This is a genomic window from Ruegeria sp. CDSB117, from assembly GCF_059611005.1.
The window spans coordinates 82,834-101,381 of sequence record NZ_JBXWOS010000017.1 but is presented as its reverse complement, the minus strand read 5'-3'; the positions used below and the strand labels follow the sequence as shown (position 1 = coordinate 101,381).

The window sequence follows — 18,548 nt, the reverse complement described above, 5'->3', positions numbered from 1 at the left end:
CACCTAAAGTCACGGTGCCAGGTTCTTTGGCCGGACCTTAACTAAAGGAATATCTAATGAAAATGCGTGCAGCAGCAGCCTTGGCCGCAACTGTTCTTACGGCGACTTCGGCATTTGCCGAGGATCTTGAATTTCTGGTTGTGAATGAATCCAGCGCGGATCTGGTCGAGTTCAATGTCTCGCCTGGGTCTTCCGGCAGCTGGGAGGGAAACCTGCTGAGCGGTGGCTATGTCGCGCCCGATTATGAAATCGATGTTGTCATCGCGGATGGCCTGACCACATGTGTCTACGATATTCGGGGGGCGTTCGACGATGGGTCGTCGGCTGAAGACTTCGGTCTAAACCTGTGTGATTTGGGTGAATATGTATTCACCGACTAAGTCTTAGAGACTAAGTCCTGGCGAAGAAAAATGGCGAACCTTGCGGTTCGCCATTTGCATTACTCGGCCGCCTTTAGGGGTGACGTTGGCGGGTGATCGGGACGCTCATCCTTGTCTGCATCCGGTGCGGGCGCGGTCGGCGTCTCATCCCCCCAGACAACCTCGGTGGCCTGTACCTGACGGGCAGCATGACCAACCGCCATATCCTGAGCGATTTGGCTGGAACGACCTGCAGTGGCCCGTGCCAGCGCCTTGGCCAGCCATACCGCATAGGTGGTGACCCACACCCGCAGCGCCAGGAACGATGGCGTCACGATCAGGGTCAGCACCGTTGCAATACCCAGCCCGAACACAACCGCCGTAGCCAGCTGTTTCCACCACAGCGCAGTTGGGCTGTCGATGGAGTAGCCGCCATTGATGAAGTCCAGCGACAATCCGAACATCATCGGCGTCAAACCGGCCATCGTGGTCAGGGTGGTCAGCAGAACCGGGCGGATACGCGCCTCTGCCGTGCGGATGATCGCTTCGATCCGGGGCATATACCGGCTGTATTCCTGATATGTATCGATCAGAACAATGTTGTTGTTCACCACAATCCCTGCCAAGGCCACAATCCCTGTACCGGTCATGATGATCGAGAACGGTTGCTGCATGACCATCATCCCGATCAGAACACCGGTGGTCGAAAGCACAACGGCCAGCAGAACAAGCACCGAGTTGTAGAACGAGTTGAACTGCGCCAGCAGGATCACAAACATCAGGCCTAATGCAGCCAAGAAAGCGCTGGACAGGAAAGCCTGGCTTTCTGCCTGATCTTCCTGATCGCCGGTCCATTCCCAACTGACGGTGCTGCCGAAGGGATTAGTTTCAAGCCACTCGGTCAGCACTGCAATGCGTTCGTTGGCATTGATCAGGCTAATCCGGGCGTTTCCAGATTCCAGATCGGCGCGCACTGCATCGACATCCTCTGCACCAGTCAACTTGACAAGCTCGAAATTGCTGCCGGTCGGTCCAGTGAAGATCGCACCTGTGGGTTCTGTACCTTCCACGACGCCGCGCACAACGGCCAGCCGCTGTTCCGCGCCGTCTGCGTTATCTATCACAACTTTGCTCAGGCCCGGCTCAACGTCGGCCTTCACATCGTAATAGCGCTGCTGGTTGATCCGGTTAATTTCGGCCAGTTTAGCCACCGGCTTGCGCGTGACAAAGTTCGACAAAGGCACCAGCCCATCTGGTGTACGCACTTTGAGCGTATCCAGTGTCGACAAAACCCGATCTTCGTCGGGAAGGCGAACGCGGATTTCGATTTCCTCGTCCACGCTGTCGGGGCGCATTTCGCCCAGCAGCAGCCCGCGCGTGACCAGTTGCACCATCGCGCCGACGGTTGCCACATCCGCGCCGAAACGACCCGCTTTGGCAACATCCACGTCGATCTGCCAGTCGATGCCGGGCAACGGCAGGGTGTCTTCGATCTTGATCAGGCCGGGTGTTTCATCGAACATCTTACGGGCCGCAACAGTGGCTGAGTTCAGTTCTTCCCAGCCGTCCGCCTTGATGCGCAGATGAACGGGCTTGGCCGAGGCAGGGCCTTGTTCCAGCGGTAGGATTTCGACGATGAAGCCCGGAATCTTCGCAAGTTCGGCGTTCAACTGATCGAGCACGAAGTCACCGTCATATTCCGGGGCAACCGTTTCACGGGCGATCAACCCGCCGAAGATCGGTTCGGACACGTTGGGCCGGTCTTCCCACGGGATGATTTCGAACTGGACGCGACCGACAGTGTCTGCTGGTGCTTGCGCACCTCCATTGTTCTGGTTCAGCCCGCCTTCTCCGGCAAAGGAAAACACGTTCACGACTGCGGGATGTGCGCTGATAATTTCTTCGGCCGCCAGTACCATCTGGTCCTTTTCGACCAGTGATATGTTGCCACGTGCACGAACATAGGCCGTGGCTTGCTCGGGTTCGCTTTCGACGAAGAACTCTACGCCCCGGTTATTGTTCCCAAATGCGGTCATGACTGACATCACAGCGAAGCCAATGACGACAATCGAAACAATCGGCATGATCGGGTTGCCGACGAGGAACTTGATGACATAGCCAAAGGGTGTGTGTTCGCGCGCCGTATGCACATGCTGATCGGGCGCGCGTTCGATTTTCGCGGCACTCAACGTAACAGAACCAGCAAATGCTCCGAAAATAAACAGGAAGGCACCAAGCAGAACTGCTCCGAATGCACCTTCGGGCAACAGATATGTCGGATTCAGCAGTTGCATCGCACCAAGGAAGATCAGGTACAGCGATGGCGGCACCATAACCGCACGAACCCACCACCGGGTGCGCGCGCGCAGCCAGTCGGATGTGCGGTCAAAAACCCGGCTCAGACGTCCCGAAACACCGCCCATGACAGGCAGATAGATCAGTGCAACGATCAACGAGGCGGACAGAACGAAGATCAACGTGACGGGCAGCATGCCCATGAACTCACCCGGGACACCCGGCCAGAACAGCATGGGCAGGAAGGCACATAGGGTTGTGGCCGTGGATGACACGATAGGCCAGAACATACGCTGAGCGGCCTCGACATAGGCGTGCATCGGGCCGACGCCCTCTTTAATGCGCCGGTCAGCGTATTCCACAACAACAATGGCCCCGTCGACGAGCATACCCACCGCAAGGATCAGACCGAACATCACGATGTTCGAGATGCTGATGCCCATGACTGCCAGGAACGCAAAACACAGCAGGAATGAGGTCGGGATCGCAAAACCCACCAGCAATGCTGCGCGTGTGCCCAAAGAGGCCAGAACAACGATCATCACCAGTGCGATGGCCGTCAGAACCGAGCCTTCGAGCTGGCTGACCATCGAGCCGACGATGCGGCTTTGGTCGTTCGAGGTGCCCAGCTGGATTGCGGCCTGCATCTCGGGCGGCCATTTGGCCTGCGCAGCGGCAATGGTTTGTTTCACACCCTCGACTGTGTCGATCAGGTTGTAGCCCTTGCGCTTGACCACCTGCAGCGCGACGGTTTGCTCGCCGTTGAAACGGGCGGTGCCTTCACGGTCTTCAAAGGTATAGTTGATCTGCGCCAATTCCCCCAGGGTGACGACCCGGTCGCCGTTCACTTTGACCGGCAGGCCATAAACATCCTGCGCGGTTTTGAAGGAAGAGGGGATCTTGACCGAGAATGTGCCCTGTGCGGTTTCAACCTCACCGGCAGCAATCAACTGATTGTTGTTGCGCACCACATCGATGAGCTCGGCGGCGGTGACGTTGTACGCCTCAAGCCGAAGGGGATCGATGATGACCTCAAGCAATTCGTCGCGGTTGCCCGCGATCCCGGCTTCGAGCACCGAATCCATCGCCTCAAGGTCGTCCTGTAAAGCCTTGGCGACCCGCGCTATAGTGCGCTCGGGGACTGCGCCGGTCAGGTTGACGATGACGATGGGGAACTCTGAGAAATTGATCTCGGTCAGCGAGTATTGCTCGGCTCCGTCGGGGAAATCGGCTTGCGCGCTGTTCATCGCGTCGCGCACATCAGCCATGATCGCGGTCTTGTCCCAGCCGAAATCGAACTCCAGCGCGACGCCCGCATACCCTTCGGCGGCGGTCGAGGTCATCTCTTTCAGCCCATCAAGGTCCGCAAGTTCGGTCTCCATTGGTTTGACCAACAGGTTTTCCGAATCCTCGGCTGAGATGCCCGGAAACTGAACCGAGACAAACAGGGCAGGGATTTCAATGTCGGGCTCGCCTTCTTTCGGCAGGCTGACATAGGCAAAGCCGCCAATCACCAATGAGATGGCGATGAAGGCCAGAACCATTCTGGCCCGGCCGGCGGCCCAACTGACGATTCCGGTCATTTCGAAGCTTCCCGATATGTGGGTTCAACTGTGACGCCGCGGGTCACGAACTCTTGCCCGATGACGATGATGTCCACAGTCTCCGGCAGGCCACCGACCCAAACGCCTTCTGCGGTATCACGCAGAAGAACGACCGGCTGGAAATCGACCACGTTGCTATGGCCAATCGTGCGGACACCGAGTTGACCGTTATTGCTCAGGGTCAGAGCCGATTGCGGCAGGAAATGCGCCTTGGCCCCGGCGGCCGAAATGCGGATGTCGGCGGTTTGGCCGTCCCGAATTGCCAGTTCCGGGTTCGGAACAGTGATTTCGACTTCGAACGTGCGGGTTGTTTCATCGGCCGAGCGGCTCAGGAATGTCACACGACCAGAAACCTTCAGGCCAGTGACCAACTGCGCGGTGGCTTCGGAACCGACAATGATGCGGTTAACCTCGGTTTCCGGCACAAATCCGACCAGCTTGATCGGATCCAGTTGGATAACGGTCGCGCATAGCGCACCGGGCTGCATCAGGCTGCCCAATTCGGCGGTATCGCTTTCCAACAACCCTTTGAAGGGTGCTGTGATCGTCTGGCGATCGATTTCGCGTTCCGCGGCTTTGACCTCGGCGGTTGCGGCTTCGATTCCAGCGCGGGTGGCCTCAAGACCGGCTTCGGCGGTTTTGATACCGGCCTCGGCGGTTCTCATCGCCGCCTCGCTTGAGATTCTGCGTGTTTCAGATCCAAACCCAGAGTCAGACAGTTTATTCGCAGCCGTCAGGTTGATCTCGGCTTCGGCGACACGCGCATGTGCTTCTTCCAGGCGGGCTTCGGCTTCTGGAATGCGGCTTTGGGCTTCTAACTTGGCAGCTTTCGCCTCGGCCAAACTGGCGGGGCGGGTGCCAGGGTCAAGCTCGCACAGAAGATCGCCGGCTTCGACGAACGTGCCTTTGCGCTTGGGCTCTGAGATGACGGTCGATGTGGTTTCGGCCAGAACTTCGACCTGACGATTGGCCTTGGTCTGGCCCCGCAAAAACACGGCGCTGTCAAGTTCACGTGCAGTTGACCTAACGGCAACGACGCCAATCGTTGCCTGATCCACGTCCGCGACTTCGCCAGATTCGCTGGCAGCCTCAGGGCTGGCCTCGGCTTCCGCGCGCCCGGCGAAAGAGAACAGGCTGTCCCGTTCGAAAACCAAAAAAAACAAAACAACAATAACCAAAGCGGCGTTTACTAATGAAATCAATCGCATGCAGGACTACTCCCAGAATTCTGCGCCACATATTTTTTGCGGTCATGCTAGAAAGTGGGGACGATTATGTATCGTTTCCACACTAAACTGAATAGTTCGGTTTATTTTTTTCCACAAGAGGGCAGGCCACCGGCGGGATTGTAAAAAATCGGGCTCTTGGCTTGGCGATTGCGCCGGGGTATGACATGGCGCCATACACCAAGGATGCAGCCCCGGAGGGCAGGGATGAGCGACGTCGACAGTTTTATTGATGAGGTGACCGAAGAGGTGCGCCGGGACCGCCTGTTCTTGCTATTGCGCAGATGGGGTTGGGTCGGTGTGCTTGTGGTTGTCCTGATCGTGGGCGGTGCTGCGTTCAATGAAGTCCGAAAGTCGCGCGCAACCAGTCAGGCGCAGGATTTAGGTGATTCAATCCTGGCAGCGCTGGCACAGAATCAGTCGGAAGACCGTGCAGCCAGTCTTGCCGCTGTCGAAACGCAATCGCCGGGTGGGGATGCGGTTCTTAACATGCTGTTGTCGGCTTCTCAGATTGAGGCCGGATCGGAGCAGGATGCGGTTGCCAGCCTGAATGCCATTACGTCCCAAGGGGATCTGCCGGAAATCTACCGCGCGATCGCGGCTTTTAAGGCGCTGCTGCTGCAGAGCGACACTCTGCCCGCAGCCGATCGTCGTCTTCAGTTCGAAGCGCTGGCCGCACCGGGCGCTCCGCTGCGGTTGCTTGCCGAAGAACAGTTGGCCCTGATTGATGTGTCCGAGGGCAATGTTGACGCGGCCATCACGCGGCTTCAGGCTTTGCGTCAGGACGCAGAGGTTGGCGTGGATCTGCAACAGCGTGCGGCTCAGTTGATTGTAGCACTGGGTGGCGAACCAGAGCCGCTGATCGCCCAACAGGGCTGATCCGGTGGCGGCAGGAAAACTTACAGGCGAGTTCGGAATATCATGGTAGCAAGTCTATTCTCCCGTATTGGATTGCCGATGGCAGCCCTTTCATTGACCTTGGTCGCCGCCTGTCGGGAACCCGAGGTTATCTTGCCTGGACCGCGAGAAGATATCCGACCTGCTGCCGATACCGAAACGGTGGAAACCCGCGGCTCAAAGCCGATCAGCCTTCCGGCGCAAAGAGCCAACGCGAGTTGGCCGCAAAGCCCGGGTACAGCTGCGTTCCGGACGACCAATGCACAGTTGCGGGCAACGCCGCAGCGCATTTGGTCCGCTTCAATCGGTCAGGGTGACTCGCGCAAGCAGCGGATCACGGCTGATCCCGTTGTTGCGGGCGGGTTGATCTACACGCTTGATGCCGGCGCAACGGTGTCTGCCGTGTCGCCGCAAGGGCAGGTCGTTTGGAACACCGATCTTATTCCGCCAAGTGATGGCGACTCGGATGCCACGGGTGGTGGCATGGCCTATGACAACGGTGTGCTTTATGTGTCTTCCGGTTATGGCCGCCTGACAGCGCTGGATGCCAAAACCGGTGCAGTTCGTTGGCAAAAAAGGTTGAACGCGACCGGCAGCGGCGCGCCTTTGGTCAGCAACGGTCTGCTGTATCTGGTGGCTGGTGACGAAACTGGCTGGGCGGTCAACACCAAGGACGGCCGCATTGCCTGGCAAATTCAGGGCACCCCAAGCGTTGGAAACGTTCTGGGTGCGCCGGCGCCAGTCATTGCATCCGATTTTTCCGTGTTCGCCTTTGGCTCGGGTGATGTCGCAGCGACGTTCCGTCGGGGGGGTATTCGCCGCTGGAACGCATCAGTAGCCGGGGGACGTCGCGGACGTGCGGCGGCGCAGATCGTCGATGTAACCGGTGGGCCAATGGTGGTGGGCGATAAGATCTATATCGGCAACCATTCCGGGCGCACGGTCGCGTTTGACGCCAATTCCGGCGAACGGATGTGGACCGCAGACGAAGGGGCCGTCGATACGGTCTGGGCCGCTGGCAACAGTATTTTCCTGATCAGTGATCGCAGCCAACTGGTCCGACTAGACGCCGCGACCGGAGCGATTGTTTGGGCGCAGGACCTGCCGGGTTTTGTCAAGGATAAGCCGGGACGCCGGGGGGCGGTCTACGCGCATTATGGTCCGATCATGGCGGGTGGGCGCATCGTCATCGCCTCGAACGATGGCTATGTTCGGTTCTTCAGCCCTGTTGACGGAGCACTGGTGAACCGTGTCGAAGTGCCAGGTGGCGCGACCACGGCACCGGTTGTGGCGGGCCAAACACTGTACGTCGTGTCGGCCAAAGGTGATTTGCACGCTTTCCGTTGACCACAAGATGCGCTAAAGGGCGCGTCTGAGTCTTGAAAGTTGAGTATCATGTCGCTGACCCTCGCCATCGTGGGGCGCCCGAATGTGGGCAAATCCACCCTGTTCAATCGCCTTGTGGGCAAACGTCTGGCTTTGGTCGACGACCAGCCCGGCGTGACGCGCGACCTGCGCGAAGGCCAAGGGCGTCTGGGGGATCTGCGCTTTACCGTGATCGACACCGCGGGGCTTGAGGATGCGACCGACGACAGCCTTGAGGGCCGCATGCGCCGCCTGACCGAGCGTGCGGTGGACATGGCAGATGTCTGTCTGTTCATGATTGACGCGCGCGTCGGGGTCACGCCGACCGACGAATTGTTTGCCGAGATTCTGCGCAAACGGTCCAAACACGTGATCCTTGCGGCCAACAAAGCCGAAGGAAACGCAGCGGATGCGGGGGTGCTTGAAGCCTATAACCTTGGTCTGGGTGAGCCGGTGCGCCTATCGGGCGAGCATGGCGAGGGAATGACCGATCTTTATTCTCAGCTTATGCCATTGGCCGATGCCGCCGAGGAAAAGGCGGTCGAGGATGCACCGGAAACCGATATCGAACTGGATGAGGACGGCGAGGGCGAAACGCCCCTGATCAGCGCTGAAAAGCCGTTGCAGGTGGCAGTTGTTGGCCGCCCGAATGCCGGTAAATCCACATTGATCAACAAGATCATTGGCGAAGACCGCCTGCTGACCGGGCCAGAGGCTGGTATTACGCGCGATGCCATCAGTCTGCGGATCGATTGGGCCGACCCGGACGGAGACAGCACACCGATGCGTATCTTTGATACCGCCGGTATGCGCAAAAAAGCCAAGGTGCAGGAAAAGCTTGAAAAGCTTTCAGTCTCGGACGGCTTGCGCGCCGTAAAATTCGCCGAAGTGGTGGTGGTTCTGCTGGACGCTGCCATTCCCTTCGAACAGCAGGACCTGCGTATTGCCGATCTGGCCGAGCGCGAGGGTCGTGCCGTTGTTGTCGCCATCAACAAATGGGACATCGAAGAAGACAAACAGGAAAAGCTGCGGGATCTGAAAGAGTCGTTCGAGCGTTTGCTACCGCAACTGCGTGGCGCACCGCTGGTGACGGTCTCTGCAAAGACGGGTCGGGGGCTAGAGCGCCTGCGCGCCGCCATTCTGCGAGCCCATGACATCTGGAACCGCCGTGTGCCGACGGCTGCGCTGAACCGTTGGCTGACGGCCATGTTGGAACAACACCCGCCGCCAGCCCCGCAAGGTCGCCGGATCAAGCTGCGTTACATGACCCAAGCCAAAACCCGCCCACCGGGCTTTGTTGTCATGTGCTCGCATCCTGACAAAATGCCAGCCAGTTACACCCGGTATCTAGTCAACGGTCTGCGCGAATCTTTTGACATGCCCGGTACTCCGATCCGCCTGACTTTGCGCGGACAGGGGGACAAGAACCCGTACAAGGGACGCCGTAAGAAGAACGCGGGTGCCTTGGCCAAACATCTCAAGGGTCGCGCGTAACTGCGCCAATTTTCAGCATTTTCGGCTGAGGGGCGTGACAGCCCCATTTCCCCACGCTAGCATTCACTGGCGTGCATCTGTTTTGTGTGCGCATAATTTCACGCGGAGCTTCCGCACCAGTTTTTGACAACCATTGGACCTGACCAACGTGAGGAGCGGCTGGATGGATCTGAGGGAATACACTCGGCAATACGCGGTTCAGGACAACAGATTGGCCGCGCTGAGCTATTTTGGAACTTTTGCGGTGTATTTCACATCGCTGGCATTGGCGATCATCTATGTGGATCGCTGGTTTGTCATGATCCCGGCCGGAATCGTTTTTGCCTTTTCGGCGGTGCGCCTCTACGTGCTTCAGCACGATTGCGGGCATCATTCGCTGTTTGAGACGCGGGCGCAGAACGAATGGGCCGGGCACGGGCTCTCGCCATTCACTTTCGCTCCGTTCGAAGTGATGAAGCAAAACCATAACCTTCACCACGCCGGTATCGGCAATCTCGAGCACCGCGAGACGGGTGAAATCCACACGATGACTGTGCGGGAATGGAACAAGGCGGATTGGAAAGGACGCTTGTTTTACAGGCTCTACCGAAATCCCTTCATCCTGGTTCCGGCTGGGGCGCTGTTTACGTATTTCATCCGCTACCGGTGGCCCAAGAACACGGTTCGGTTTGGCGTGAAGGGCGTATTGCTACACAACTTGTCGATCATCGTCTTTCTTGGCCTTCTGTATTTGATCGCCGGCACCACGGGTATTCTGGTGTGGTTGGTATTCTCTCTGTTGGGCGGGATGCTGGGTGTTTTTCTAGTCTATCTGCAGCACAATTTCGAGGACACGTATTGGGATCGCCGTCCGGATCTGGATCCGCAACTGGCCGCGCTACAGGGATCATCGGCGCTGGATTTCGGGTGGTGGTTCGACAATGCGGTTGCCTGCATCACGCTGCACGATATCCACCATTTCAATGCGCGCATTCCGTCTTATCGGCTGCGTGCATGCCACTATAACCTACCGCCCGAATTCACGCCCCGCCGGATCAAATTCCCCGAGGCTGTTGCCGCTTTAAACCTGAAACTGTGGGACGAAGACGCCAAACGGCTTGTTCCGTTTCCCGGAAAGGATCAATCCGGTAACCTCGCACACAGTAGCTGACACAAATGACCTGCATCCCTGGGCACTGGCTTGTGAGAACGTGTATCTGGTATACATAAGATAATGCAGGGAAAATCGGAAAGGACAAAGAATGACCGCAGTGACCGCAATAAAAGGCGTTGGAGAAGGGCTAGGAAAGTCACTTACCGCCAACGGTTTCAAAACCGCTGAAGCCGTTGCCAAGGCAACCCCCGCTACACTGGTCAAAGTTCCTCGTATCGGCAAAGCCCGCGCGGCCGTTTTGATTGCCGCCGCGAAAGAGGCGATTGCGGCGAAACCAGCAGCCGCAAAACCCGCCGCGACTAAGCCAGCCGCCAAACGCCCTGCTGCGAAAACAAGTACGCGCCGCGCGCCTGCCAAAAAGCCCGCAGCGCGCCGAACAGCGCCCCGCAAGACCATCGCCGCCGCCGCTGCCGACAAGCGGGCGGAAGAGGCTGCGCGCAAAGCGGCTGAGGAAAAGGCCGCAGCCGAACTGGCAGAAGCCAAGGCAAAAAAGAAGGCTAAGGCCAAAGCCAAGGCTGAAAAGGCCGCTAAAAAGCTTGAGGAAATGGAAGCCGTCTTTTCAAAAGCCAAGGACAAGGTGAAGGCCAAGGCGAAGAAAGATAAGAAGAAAGACAAAAAGAAAAAGGCCGACAAGACGGACAAGAAGAAAGATAAGAAAAAAGATAAAAAGAAGGATAAGAAAAAGGCGAAGAAGTAAGCCTTCTCCGCCCTTAAGCCTCTTGAACCGGCGCCCTGTTGGCCGCCGGTTTTCTTATGCCAGCGTGCCGTCCAGTTGCAGCGTCAGCTTACCACTCAGATAGGGGGCCAGAACCTCGGGCAGGGTGACGGTGCCGTCTGCGTTCTGGCCGTTTTCCAGCACGGCGATCAGGCAGCGCCCAACAGCCAGACCGGATCCGTTCAGCGTGTGAACGTATTCCGGTTTGCCCCCTGCCTCGGGACGGAAGCGCGCGTTCATCCGGCGCGCCTGAAAATCACCACAAGTCGAGACTGAACTGATCTCACGGTACGTATCCTGACCCGGCAGCCATGCTTCGATGTCAAAGGTACGGCGCGCGCCAAAGCCCATGTCGCCTGTGCACAGGATCACGGTGCGATAGGGGATGCCCAGCTTTTCCAGAATACCTTCGGCACAGCGCAGCATGCGTTTTTGCTCATCATCCGACTTGTCGGGATGGGTGACCGAGACCATTTCGACCTTTTCGAACTGGTGCTGGCGCAACATGCCGCGTGTGTCCCTGCCGGCCGATCCGGCCTCGGACCGGAAGCACAGGGAATGCGCGGTGTAGCGGCGGGGCAAATAGTTTTCTTCGATCATCGTGTCGTTGACGATATTGGTCAGCGACACCTCGGACGTCGGGATCAGCCACCAGCCTTCACGGGTCTGATAGCTGTCTTCGCCAAACTTCGGCAATTGGCCTGTGCCCTGCATCATCTCGGACAAAACCAGAACCGGGCCGTTCACCTCGGTCAGTTCGTTTTCATTGATGTGCGTGTCCAGCATGAACTGCGCCAGCGCACGGTGAATGCGGGCAACTCCGCCGGACAACAGGACAAAGCGCGAGCCGGACAGCTTTGCCGCCGTTTCAAAATCCATGCCGTTCTGTACGGCCTCGATTTCAAAATGCTCTTTCGGTGCAAAACCCAACTCACGCGGAGTGCCCCAGCGGCTGACCTCGACATTGTCGTTCTCGTCCGCACCTTCTGGCGCGTCCTCGGCGGGCAGGTTCGGGATGCGGATCAGCTGATCAGTCAGCAGCGCATCCAGATCCTTGGCCTCGGTCTGCATCCGGGCAATTTCGGCCTTTTTCTCGGCGACCAGCGCGCGCAGGCGTTGAAATTCAGCCTCGTCGCCGCGTGCCTTGGCGGCACCGACTTCCTTGCTGGCCTTGTTCTGTTCGGCTTGTGCCGTTTCTGCGGACTGAATCTTGGCCCGGCGGCTTTCGTCCAGTCTCAGTAAATCTGACGACACCGGCGCGTCCCCACGGCGCGCAAGTGCGGCGTCGAAGGCGGCGGGGTTTTCGCGAATGGCGCGGATGTCGTGCATGGTTCAGATCCTTAAATGCGTGAATCACTGAAACCGCTTATGCACCATCTGAAAGGCGGGGTGTAGCGCCGGTTACGACTTATCGGCATCCTCGTGTGTTTCATGCGCCAGATGGCCATCCCAATGTTCGGTTGGGATCTTGGGATCAGGCGGATCAGCCATGTAAGAGGGCGTCATGATCTGCACACCATTTTCATTGAACACGGCCACGATGTTGCGATGCAGGTCCGACCGGATTTTCGGAATGATGCTGCCACGGGTCGTATAGCCGTTGATCTGATAGTTGATCGCGTAATCCGCCAATGCGGTCCACAAAACAAAGGGTTCAGGCTTGGCCTTGATGCCTTTGGTTCTGTTGGCCGCCTCAATCAGCATCGCCTCGACCTTCTCGGGCGGCTCTTCATAGCCGATGCCAACCGTGGTGTGCAGCAGCAGACCGCTGCCGTCCGTTTTCTTCGAGAAGTTCACCACATCCGAATTCATCAGTTGCGCGTTTGGGATCGAGATCAGTTCGTTCTTGATAGATTTCAGATGCGTCTCCATCAGTTTGATCTGAACCACATCGCCGATGTGGTCGCCGATCTGAATGCGGTCCCCGATCGAGGTCGAGCGACGATAGATCACGAACAGGCCGGCCAGCATGTTTGAGACGACAGAATTTGCACCCAGCGACAGCATGGCGCCTACCAGGATCGTCAATCCCTGGAACGCCGCCGAGTCGGACCCGGGGATGTAGGGAACGGCAAAGACCAGGGCGATCATGATCACCACAACCCGAGCGATGTTGAAGGTTGGGCTGACCCAGTGTTTTTCGAAATCGCCCATATCGAAGGAACCCGCTTCGACCGCGTCAAAGAACACCCGCATCCCCTTGATGATGTACATCGCCACCCAGGTGATCAGGCCCAGCATGATCATATTGGGGATGTAGCTGATAACGCCTTTGAAGATCAGCAGAACTGGCTCTGTCAGATAGGTCAGCAACAGCTGCGCGAAATAGCGGGTTTCAGCGAAGGCCAGCAGAACAAATGAGAGGTAGTAGTAAAAACCCAGGAAGAAGATGATAAGCAGAACAAAGTTCAGCCCATATCGTACCAGCGCGGCAATCGCCTCGGCCTGAACGCTTTTGGCTGTGGCCGTTTCAACGTCCCTGAGGTGACGCGAGACAAATTTCAATGTCTTCCGTCGAATCCGACGATGCACCCACAGGATTGCCACCACAAATGCAACAAACCCTACAGTCCATGCCACCGCCTCAATTGCACCGGACACGCGCGCCCGATCGGTGCGGTTGGCGCGATAGTCTTCGATGGATTCTTTGATCGCGTTCCCGTGTAAAACGCTTAGAACGCTCAGCTCCATCTGATCCAACTCGGCGTCAGCTTCGGTGACGATCGAGACTCTGTCGCCATCGACCAGAGTCCAGATACCGAACTCGGTCTCTTCGTATGTCACCTCAACCGTTGGTGCATCCGAGGCTTCGGCGATTTCGATGATCTTGTCCTGAACATCTTCCGCCCGCTCTGGCGCGGGTAGGGCACTGGAGCCCCGGACCTGGAACAAGACGTCCCCGTCCACGATGACCGGAGCCACGAAAGTGTCCGAATCCGCCCCGTCAGAAGCTGGGGACTCTGCCGGTGTTTCCTGTGCTAGTACGACATCGGAAAACCACAGGCTGGACGCTAGGGCTGTCAGAAAATAAACCAGCAAAAGGAAGGGCTTGAAATGCCTTGCCATATGTCCCCCTTAACCCGAACTATACCCGGTTTCAACAAGGTGCCTAGGACATATCTGCAACGACTGGCTTGTTCTTTTTGCACTGTGGCCGGGTCAGGGCGGTGTAGAGCGTTGCCATCGCTTGCAAAGGCGCAATTCAGAGCATAGGTTCTCGCCAAATTTGCGGAGCTTCTCCGCAGCATCAAAACAAAGGAATATCCCATGGAAGGTGGCGCAATCGCCCAGTTTCTCCCGCTGATCCTGATCTTCGCTATCATGTATTTTCTGCTCATCCGTCCGCAGCAGAAAAAGATGAAGCAGCATCAGGCCATGGTCGAGGCCGTACGTCGCGGCGATCAGGTTGTCACCCAAGGTGGAATGATCGGCAAGGTGTCCAAGGTCAAGGAAGGCGACAACGAGATTGAAGTTGAAATCGCCGAGGGTGTGAAGGTTCGTGTTGTCAAATCGACCATCGCGCAGGTTCTGAGTAAGACCGAGCCTGCGAAGTAACTTCGCGCGATAATTCCTTGAAAAGGCAGGGTAATGCTGCAAATTGATACCTGGAAGCGGGTTCTGATCTGGTCGGTCTGCGTGATCGGCCTGCTGATGGCCCTGCCGAATGCGTTTTATACGCGCGTCGAGCAATCCAACGATGCCAAGGCCGCAATCGAGCTTGGCATCGACACCCCCGAAATGCAGGCCGAGGCGGCACAATGGCCGAACTGGCTGCCGTCGTCGCTGGTCAATCTGGGCCTCGATCTGCGCGGTGGTGCGCATCTGTTGGCCGAAGTTCAGGTCGGCGATGTGTACGAATCCCGGATGGAGGCCATGTGGCCCGAAATTCGCGATGCGCTGCGGGATGAGCGCGCCACTGTAGGCACCATCCGCAAGCAAGAGTCGGCCCCGGACGAGATTCGGGTGCGCATCAGCCAGCCCGAGGGCATGTCCCGCGCGCTTGAAGTTGTGCGCGGTCTGGCCCGTCAGGTGCAGACCCTGACCGGTGTAGGTGCAACCGATATCGAGGCACGGGCTGAAGGCGACACAATCGTCGTTCAACTGTCCGAGGCGGAAAAACTTGCCACAGACGACCGCACTGTTCGCCAGTCGCTTGAGATTGTGCGCCGCCGTATTGACGAGGTCGGAACGCGTGAACCCACGATCCAACGCCAGGGTGCGGATCGTATCCTGATACAGGTGCCGGGTATTGGCAGTGCTGGTGAACTGAAAGAGATCATCGGCACCACTGCTCAGCTGACATTCAATCCCGTTGTGGGGCGGGGCACCAACCCGGACGCAGTGCCGGGGATTGGCGAACAGGTCCTCCCCTCCATCGACGAAACCGGTTTGTTTTACACAGTCGAGGCGGCCCCAGTCGTCACTGGCGAAGAGCTGGTGGACGCGCAGCCAGCATTCGACCAGAACGGTCGCCCAGCGGTCAGCTTCCGGTTCAACACATCGGGGGCACGCAAGTTCGGCGACTATACGCTGGAAAATATCGGCCAGCCGTTCGCAATCATTCTTGATGATGAGGTCATCTCGGCCCCTGTCATTCAAAGCCACATTCCCGGCGGGTCGGGCATCATCACCGGCAACTTCACCGTCGAAGAAAGCACCAATCTGGCTGTTTTGTTGCGCGCAGGCGCGTTGCCAGCCGGGCTGGAATTCCTCGAAGAGCGTACCATCGGCCCCGAACTGGGGCAGGACAGCATCGACGCCGGTAAGGTCGCAACTATTGTGGCCTTCGTCGCAGTGCTGGTTTTCATGGCGCTCAGCTATGGCCTGTTTGGTCTCTTTGCCAACATTGCCCTGATCATCAACGTCGGCCTGCTGTTTGGTCTGTTGTCCCTGATCGGAGCCACCCTGACACTGCCCGGTATCGCCGGTATCGTGTTGACGGTTGGTATGGCGGTGGATGCCAACGTGCTGATCTTTGAACGTATCCGCGAAGAACTGAAATCCGCCAGAGGCCCGGCGCGCGCGATCGAACTGGGTTATGAAAAGGCGTTGTCGGCCATTCTGGACGCAAACGTGACCACATTCATCACCGCTGTAATCCTGTTTGCCATGGGCAGCGGTCCGGTGCGCGGTTTTGCCATCACGTTGGGTCTGGGCATTCTGACCTCGGTCTTCACCGCGATCTTCGTGACGCGTCTGATGATCGTCATCTGGTTTGAACGCCGCCGCCCGAAAATGATCGAGGTTTGACATGAGACTGAAACTCGTACCCCAGAATACCTCGTTCGATTTCTTCAGCCGCTGGAAAATCTGGCTGGGTATCTCGGCTTTGATGATGATCGTGGCGTTCACGTCCTTCATGCTTCAGGGGCTGAACTTCGGCATCGACTTCCGCGGTGGCACAACGATCCGGACGCAAAGCACCCAAGAGATTGATGTTGGAGTTTATCGTGACGCCCTTGCCCCGTTGGAATTGGGGGATGTGACAATCACAGAGATCTTCGATCCAAACTTTGGACCGGATGAGAATGTCGCGATGATCCGTATCCAGGCGCAAGAAGACGCCGAGGCAGTTACATCGGACGTGATCACTCAGGTCGGCGAGGTGCTTGCCGCTGCTGATCCAGGCCTCAAATTACCATTTGAAAGCGTTGAATCCGTCGGCCCCAAAGTCTCCGGTGAGCTGATCCAAACTGCCGTTATCGCGGTGGTGTTGGCGATCGGGGCGGTGCTTGTCTACATCTGGCTGCGCTTCGAATGGCAGTTCGCTTTGGGCGCTGTGGCCGCGCTGGTGCATGACGTGATCCTGACAATTGGGATTTTCTCGGAACTGCAAATCCGGTTCGATCTGGCCATCATCGCGGCATTGCTGACCATCGTTGGCTATTCGCTGAACGACACTGTGGTCGTGTTCGACCGCGTCCGCGAGAACCTGCGGAAGTACAAGAAGAAGGACCTCAAAGAGGTTCTGAATATCTCGATCAACGAAACACTCAGTCGAACAGTAATGACCTCGGTTACCACCCTGTTGGCTCTGATCTCGCTCTATGTGCTGGGCGGTGACGTGATCCGCGGCTTTGTCTTCGCGATGATCTGGGGTGTGATCGTGGGGACGTATTCCTCGGTCTTTGTGGCCTCGACCATTCTGCTGTGGCTGGGCGTTAAGCGCGACTGGTCTAAGCCATCCAACAACGCGGGCAACCAGTTCGCAAATGTGGATGCCTGATCTTCTCGGCCAATCCCCCACGGGGCTGGCCGTTATCCTTTTTGCAGCGACACTGGGTGGCATCGTTCGCGGGTTTTCCGGCTTTGGCACCGCGCTGATTTTTTTACCTCTGGCCACACCGTTCCTCGGCCCGTTTGGGGCGCTGATCGGACTGACGATCATGGATATCTTCGGGCCACTCCCCAACCTGCGACGGGCGTGGCGCGTCGTGGACCGCGGCGACCTGGCACGGTTACTGCTGGGCTGCGCCCTGGTCCTGCCCGTTGGCCTGTGGGTCCTTACGCAGGTCGAACCTGAGGTTTTTCGATACGCGGTCAGCTTTCTGGCCTTATTCATGCTCGCAATCCTGATCCTCGGATTACGCTATCAAGGCCGCGTGCGGCGCGCGATGGTGACCGCAATCGGTGGCGCTGCGGGCTTTCTCGGTGGCGTCGCTGGGTTGCCTGGACCGGCGGTGATCTTGTTCTACATGTCTCGCCCACTTCCTGTAGAGGTCATCCGGGCCACAATCCTGCTGTTCCTTTTTGGATTCGATTTTCTCATCTTTGGCTTCCTGTCCGGCATGGGGCGTGTGACCCTCGACAGTGTTGTTCTGGGTTTGGCTCTGTCCGCTCCAAATCTTCTCGGCAATTGGTTGGGCGGATGGCTATTCAATCCAGAAAGGGCAAAGCTCTACCGTGCCGCGGCTTATGTGGTCATCGCCCTTGCTGCCTTGTCGGGCCTGCCGCTTTGGGGCATAGAAGATATCCATGCGGTTGAATGAGATCACATATAACAACGCAACACCGGTTGATGGCTACGGGCCCGGCTTTTTCCGTATTGGTGGCCAGGTTCACCAAGGGGCGGTTCTGACCGGTCCATCGGGCACCACCGGTTGGGGCGGATACGACGATCGATCCTCTTTGCTTGCACTGACTGGGCATGTGGATGTCCTGTTGATCGGAACGGGCGCTGATCTGGCCCACATCCCCTCTGACTTTCGAGCGGCGCTCGAGCAGGCCGGCATGGGCGTTGAGATCATGAACTCACCCGCAGCCTGCCGGACTTATAATGTACTGCTCTCCGAAGGCCGCCGCATCGCGCTGGCTTTGCTTCCCACCTGACAGGAACCGCTTCATCTGGCCAAAAATACCCCGGAGAGAGCGAGGGGCTGGCCCCTCGCTACCGCGGTCCTTTGAAAGCGGATCAGGTGTCACCCTGCGGCAAATCCCGCC

15 protein-coding genes are annotated in these 18,548 nt (G+C 57.8%); 11 read left to right on the top strand and 4 right to left on the bottom strand.

What is annotated here, in order from left to right; translation table 11 throughout:
- Positions 1 to 56 precede the first annotated feature (56 nt).
- On the top strand, positions 57 to 380 hold the full coding sequence (locus AC2FJC_RS17585) for a hypothetical protein (RefSeq protein WP_496740465.1): 324 nt from the start codon (positions 57 to 59) through the stop codon (positions 378 to 380).
- Between the two features lie 59 nt (positions 381 to 439).
- Here the strand turns inward: AC2FJC_RS17585 and AC2FJC_RS17580 are convergent, their stop codons facing one another.
- Both AC2FJC_RS17580 and AC2FJC_RS17575 read right to left on the bottom strand, forming a co-directional pair.
- The gene (locus AC2FJC_RS17580; protein ID WP_496740464.1) at positions 440 to 4,237 is read right to left on the bottom strand and encodes an efflux RND transporter permease subunit; all 3,798 of its coding nucleotides are present in this window, start codon (positions 4,235 to 4,237) and stop codon (positions 440 to 442) included.
- Positions 4,234 to 5,466: an efflux RND transporter periplasmic adaptor subunit gene (locus AC2FJC_RS17575; protein ID WP_496740463.1), complete on the bottom strand. Its 1,233-nt coding sequence runs from the start codon at positions 5,464 to 5,466 to the stop codon at positions 4,234 to 4,236. Before AC2FJC_RS17575 ends, AC2FJC_RS17580 begins: the two co-directional genes overlap by 4 nt.
- Before the next feature lie 225 nt (positions 5,467 to 5,691).
- Here AC2FJC_RS17575 and AC2FJC_RS17570 point away from each other — a divergent pair, with 225 nt between their 5' ends.
- From AC2FJC_RS17570 to AC2FJC_RS17550, 5 genes are all read left to right on the top strand, one after another.
- Positions 5,692 to 6,363, top strand: a complete 672-nt coding sequence (locus AC2FJC_RS17570) for a hypothetical protein (RefSeq protein ID WP_496740462.1) — start codon at positions 5,692 to 5,694, stop codon at positions 6,361 to 6,363.
- Between the two features lie 42 nt (positions 6,364 to 6,405).
- Positions 6,406 to 7,728: a PQQ-like beta-propeller repeat protein gene (locus AC2FJC_RS17565; RefSeq protein ID WP_496740461.1), complete on the top strand. Its 1,323-nt coding sequence runs from the start codon at positions 6,406 to 6,408 to the stop codon at positions 7,726 to 7,728.
- Positions 7,729 to 7,776: 48 nt separating this feature from the next.
- Positions 7,777 to 9,240 carry a ribosome biogenesis GTPase Der gene (gene der / locus AC2FJC_RS17560; RefSeq protein WP_496740460.1) on the top strand — a complete coding sequence of 488 codons (1,464 nt, stop codon included), beginning with the start codon at positions 7,777 to 7,779 and terminating at the stop codon, positions 9,238 to 9,240.
- A gap of 163 nt (positions 9,241 to 9,403) precedes the next feature.
- Positions 9,404 to 10,390 carry a fatty acid desaturase gene (locus tag AC2FJC_RS17555; RefSeq protein WP_496740459.1) on the top strand — a complete coding sequence of 329 codons (987 nt, stop codon included), beginning with the start codon at positions 9,404 to 9,406 and terminating at the stop codon, positions 10,388 to 10,390.
- A gap of 91 nt (positions 10,391 to 10,481) precedes the next feature.
- Entirely contained in the window at positions 10,482 to 11,090 is a 609-nt protein-coding gene (locus AC2FJC_RS17550; RefSeq protein ID WP_496740458.1) for a helix-hairpin-helix domain-containing protein, read from the top strand.
- A 54-nt stretch (positions 11,091 to 11,144) separates the two neighbouring features.
- Here the strand turns inward: AC2FJC_RS17550 and serS are convergent, their stop codons facing one another.
- Together serS and AC2FJC_RS17540 are read right to left on the bottom strand one after the other, a co-directional pair.
- On the bottom strand, positions 11,145 to 12,437 hold the full coding sequence (gene serS, locus AC2FJC_RS17545) for a serine--tRNA ligase (RefSeq protein ID WP_496740457.1): 1,293 nt from the start codon (positions 12,435 to 12,437) through the stop codon (positions 11,145 to 11,147).
- Positions 12,438 to 12,509: 72 nt separating this feature from the next.
- Positions 12,510 to 14,174, bottom strand: a complete 1,665-nt coding sequence (locus AC2FJC_RS17540) for a mechanosensitive ion channel family protein (RefSeq protein ID WP_496740456.1) — start codon at positions 14,172 to 14,174, stop codon at positions 12,510 to 12,512.
- A 201-nt stretch (positions 14,175 to 14,375) separates the two neighbouring features.
- Between AC2FJC_RS17540 and yajC the strand changes: the two genes are divergently transcribed.
- The 5 genes from yajC to AC2FJC_RS17515 are packed head-to-tail and all read left to right on the top strand — an operon-like array spanning position 14,376 to position 18,437.
- Positions 14,376 to 14,663, top strand: a complete 288-nt coding sequence (gene yajC / locus AC2FJC_RS17535) for a preprotein translocase subunit YajC (RefSeq protein ID WP_496723509.1) — start codon at positions 14,376 to 14,378, stop codon at positions 14,661 to 14,663.
- A 33-nt stretch (positions 14,664 to 14,696) separates the two neighbouring features.
- Positions 14,697 to 16,358, top strand: a complete 1,662-nt coding sequence (gene secD / locus AC2FJC_RS17530; RefSeq protein ID WP_496740455.1) for a protein translocase subunit SecD — start codon at positions 14,697 to 14,699, stop codon at positions 16,356 to 16,358.
- 1 nt (position 16,359) lies between these two features.
- A complete protein-coding gene (gene secF, locus AC2FJC_RS17525) occupies positions 16,360 to 17,334 on the top strand; it encodes a protein translocase subunit SecF (RefSeq protein WP_058277475.1) in 975 nt (324 codons plus the stop codon).
- The gene (locus tag AC2FJC_RS17520; RefSeq protein ID WP_496723505.1) at positions 17,327 to 18,097 is read left to right on the top strand and encodes a sulfite exporter TauE/SafE family protein; all 771 of its coding nucleotides are present in this window, start codon (positions 17,327 to 17,329) and stop codon (positions 18,095 to 18,097) included. The genes secF and AC2FJC_RS17520 overlap by 8 nt, the downstream gene beginning before the upstream one ends.
- Positions 18,084 to 18,437 carry an Mth938-like domain-containing protein gene (locus AC2FJC_RS17515; protein WP_496740454.1) on the top strand — a complete coding sequence of 118 codons (354 nt, stop codon included), beginning with the start codon at positions 18,084 to 18,086 and terminating at the stop codon, positions 18,435 to 18,437. Before AC2FJC_RS17520 ends, AC2FJC_RS17515 begins: the two co-directional genes overlap by 14 nt.
- Positions 18,438 to 18,548: the final 111 nt, after the last annotated feature.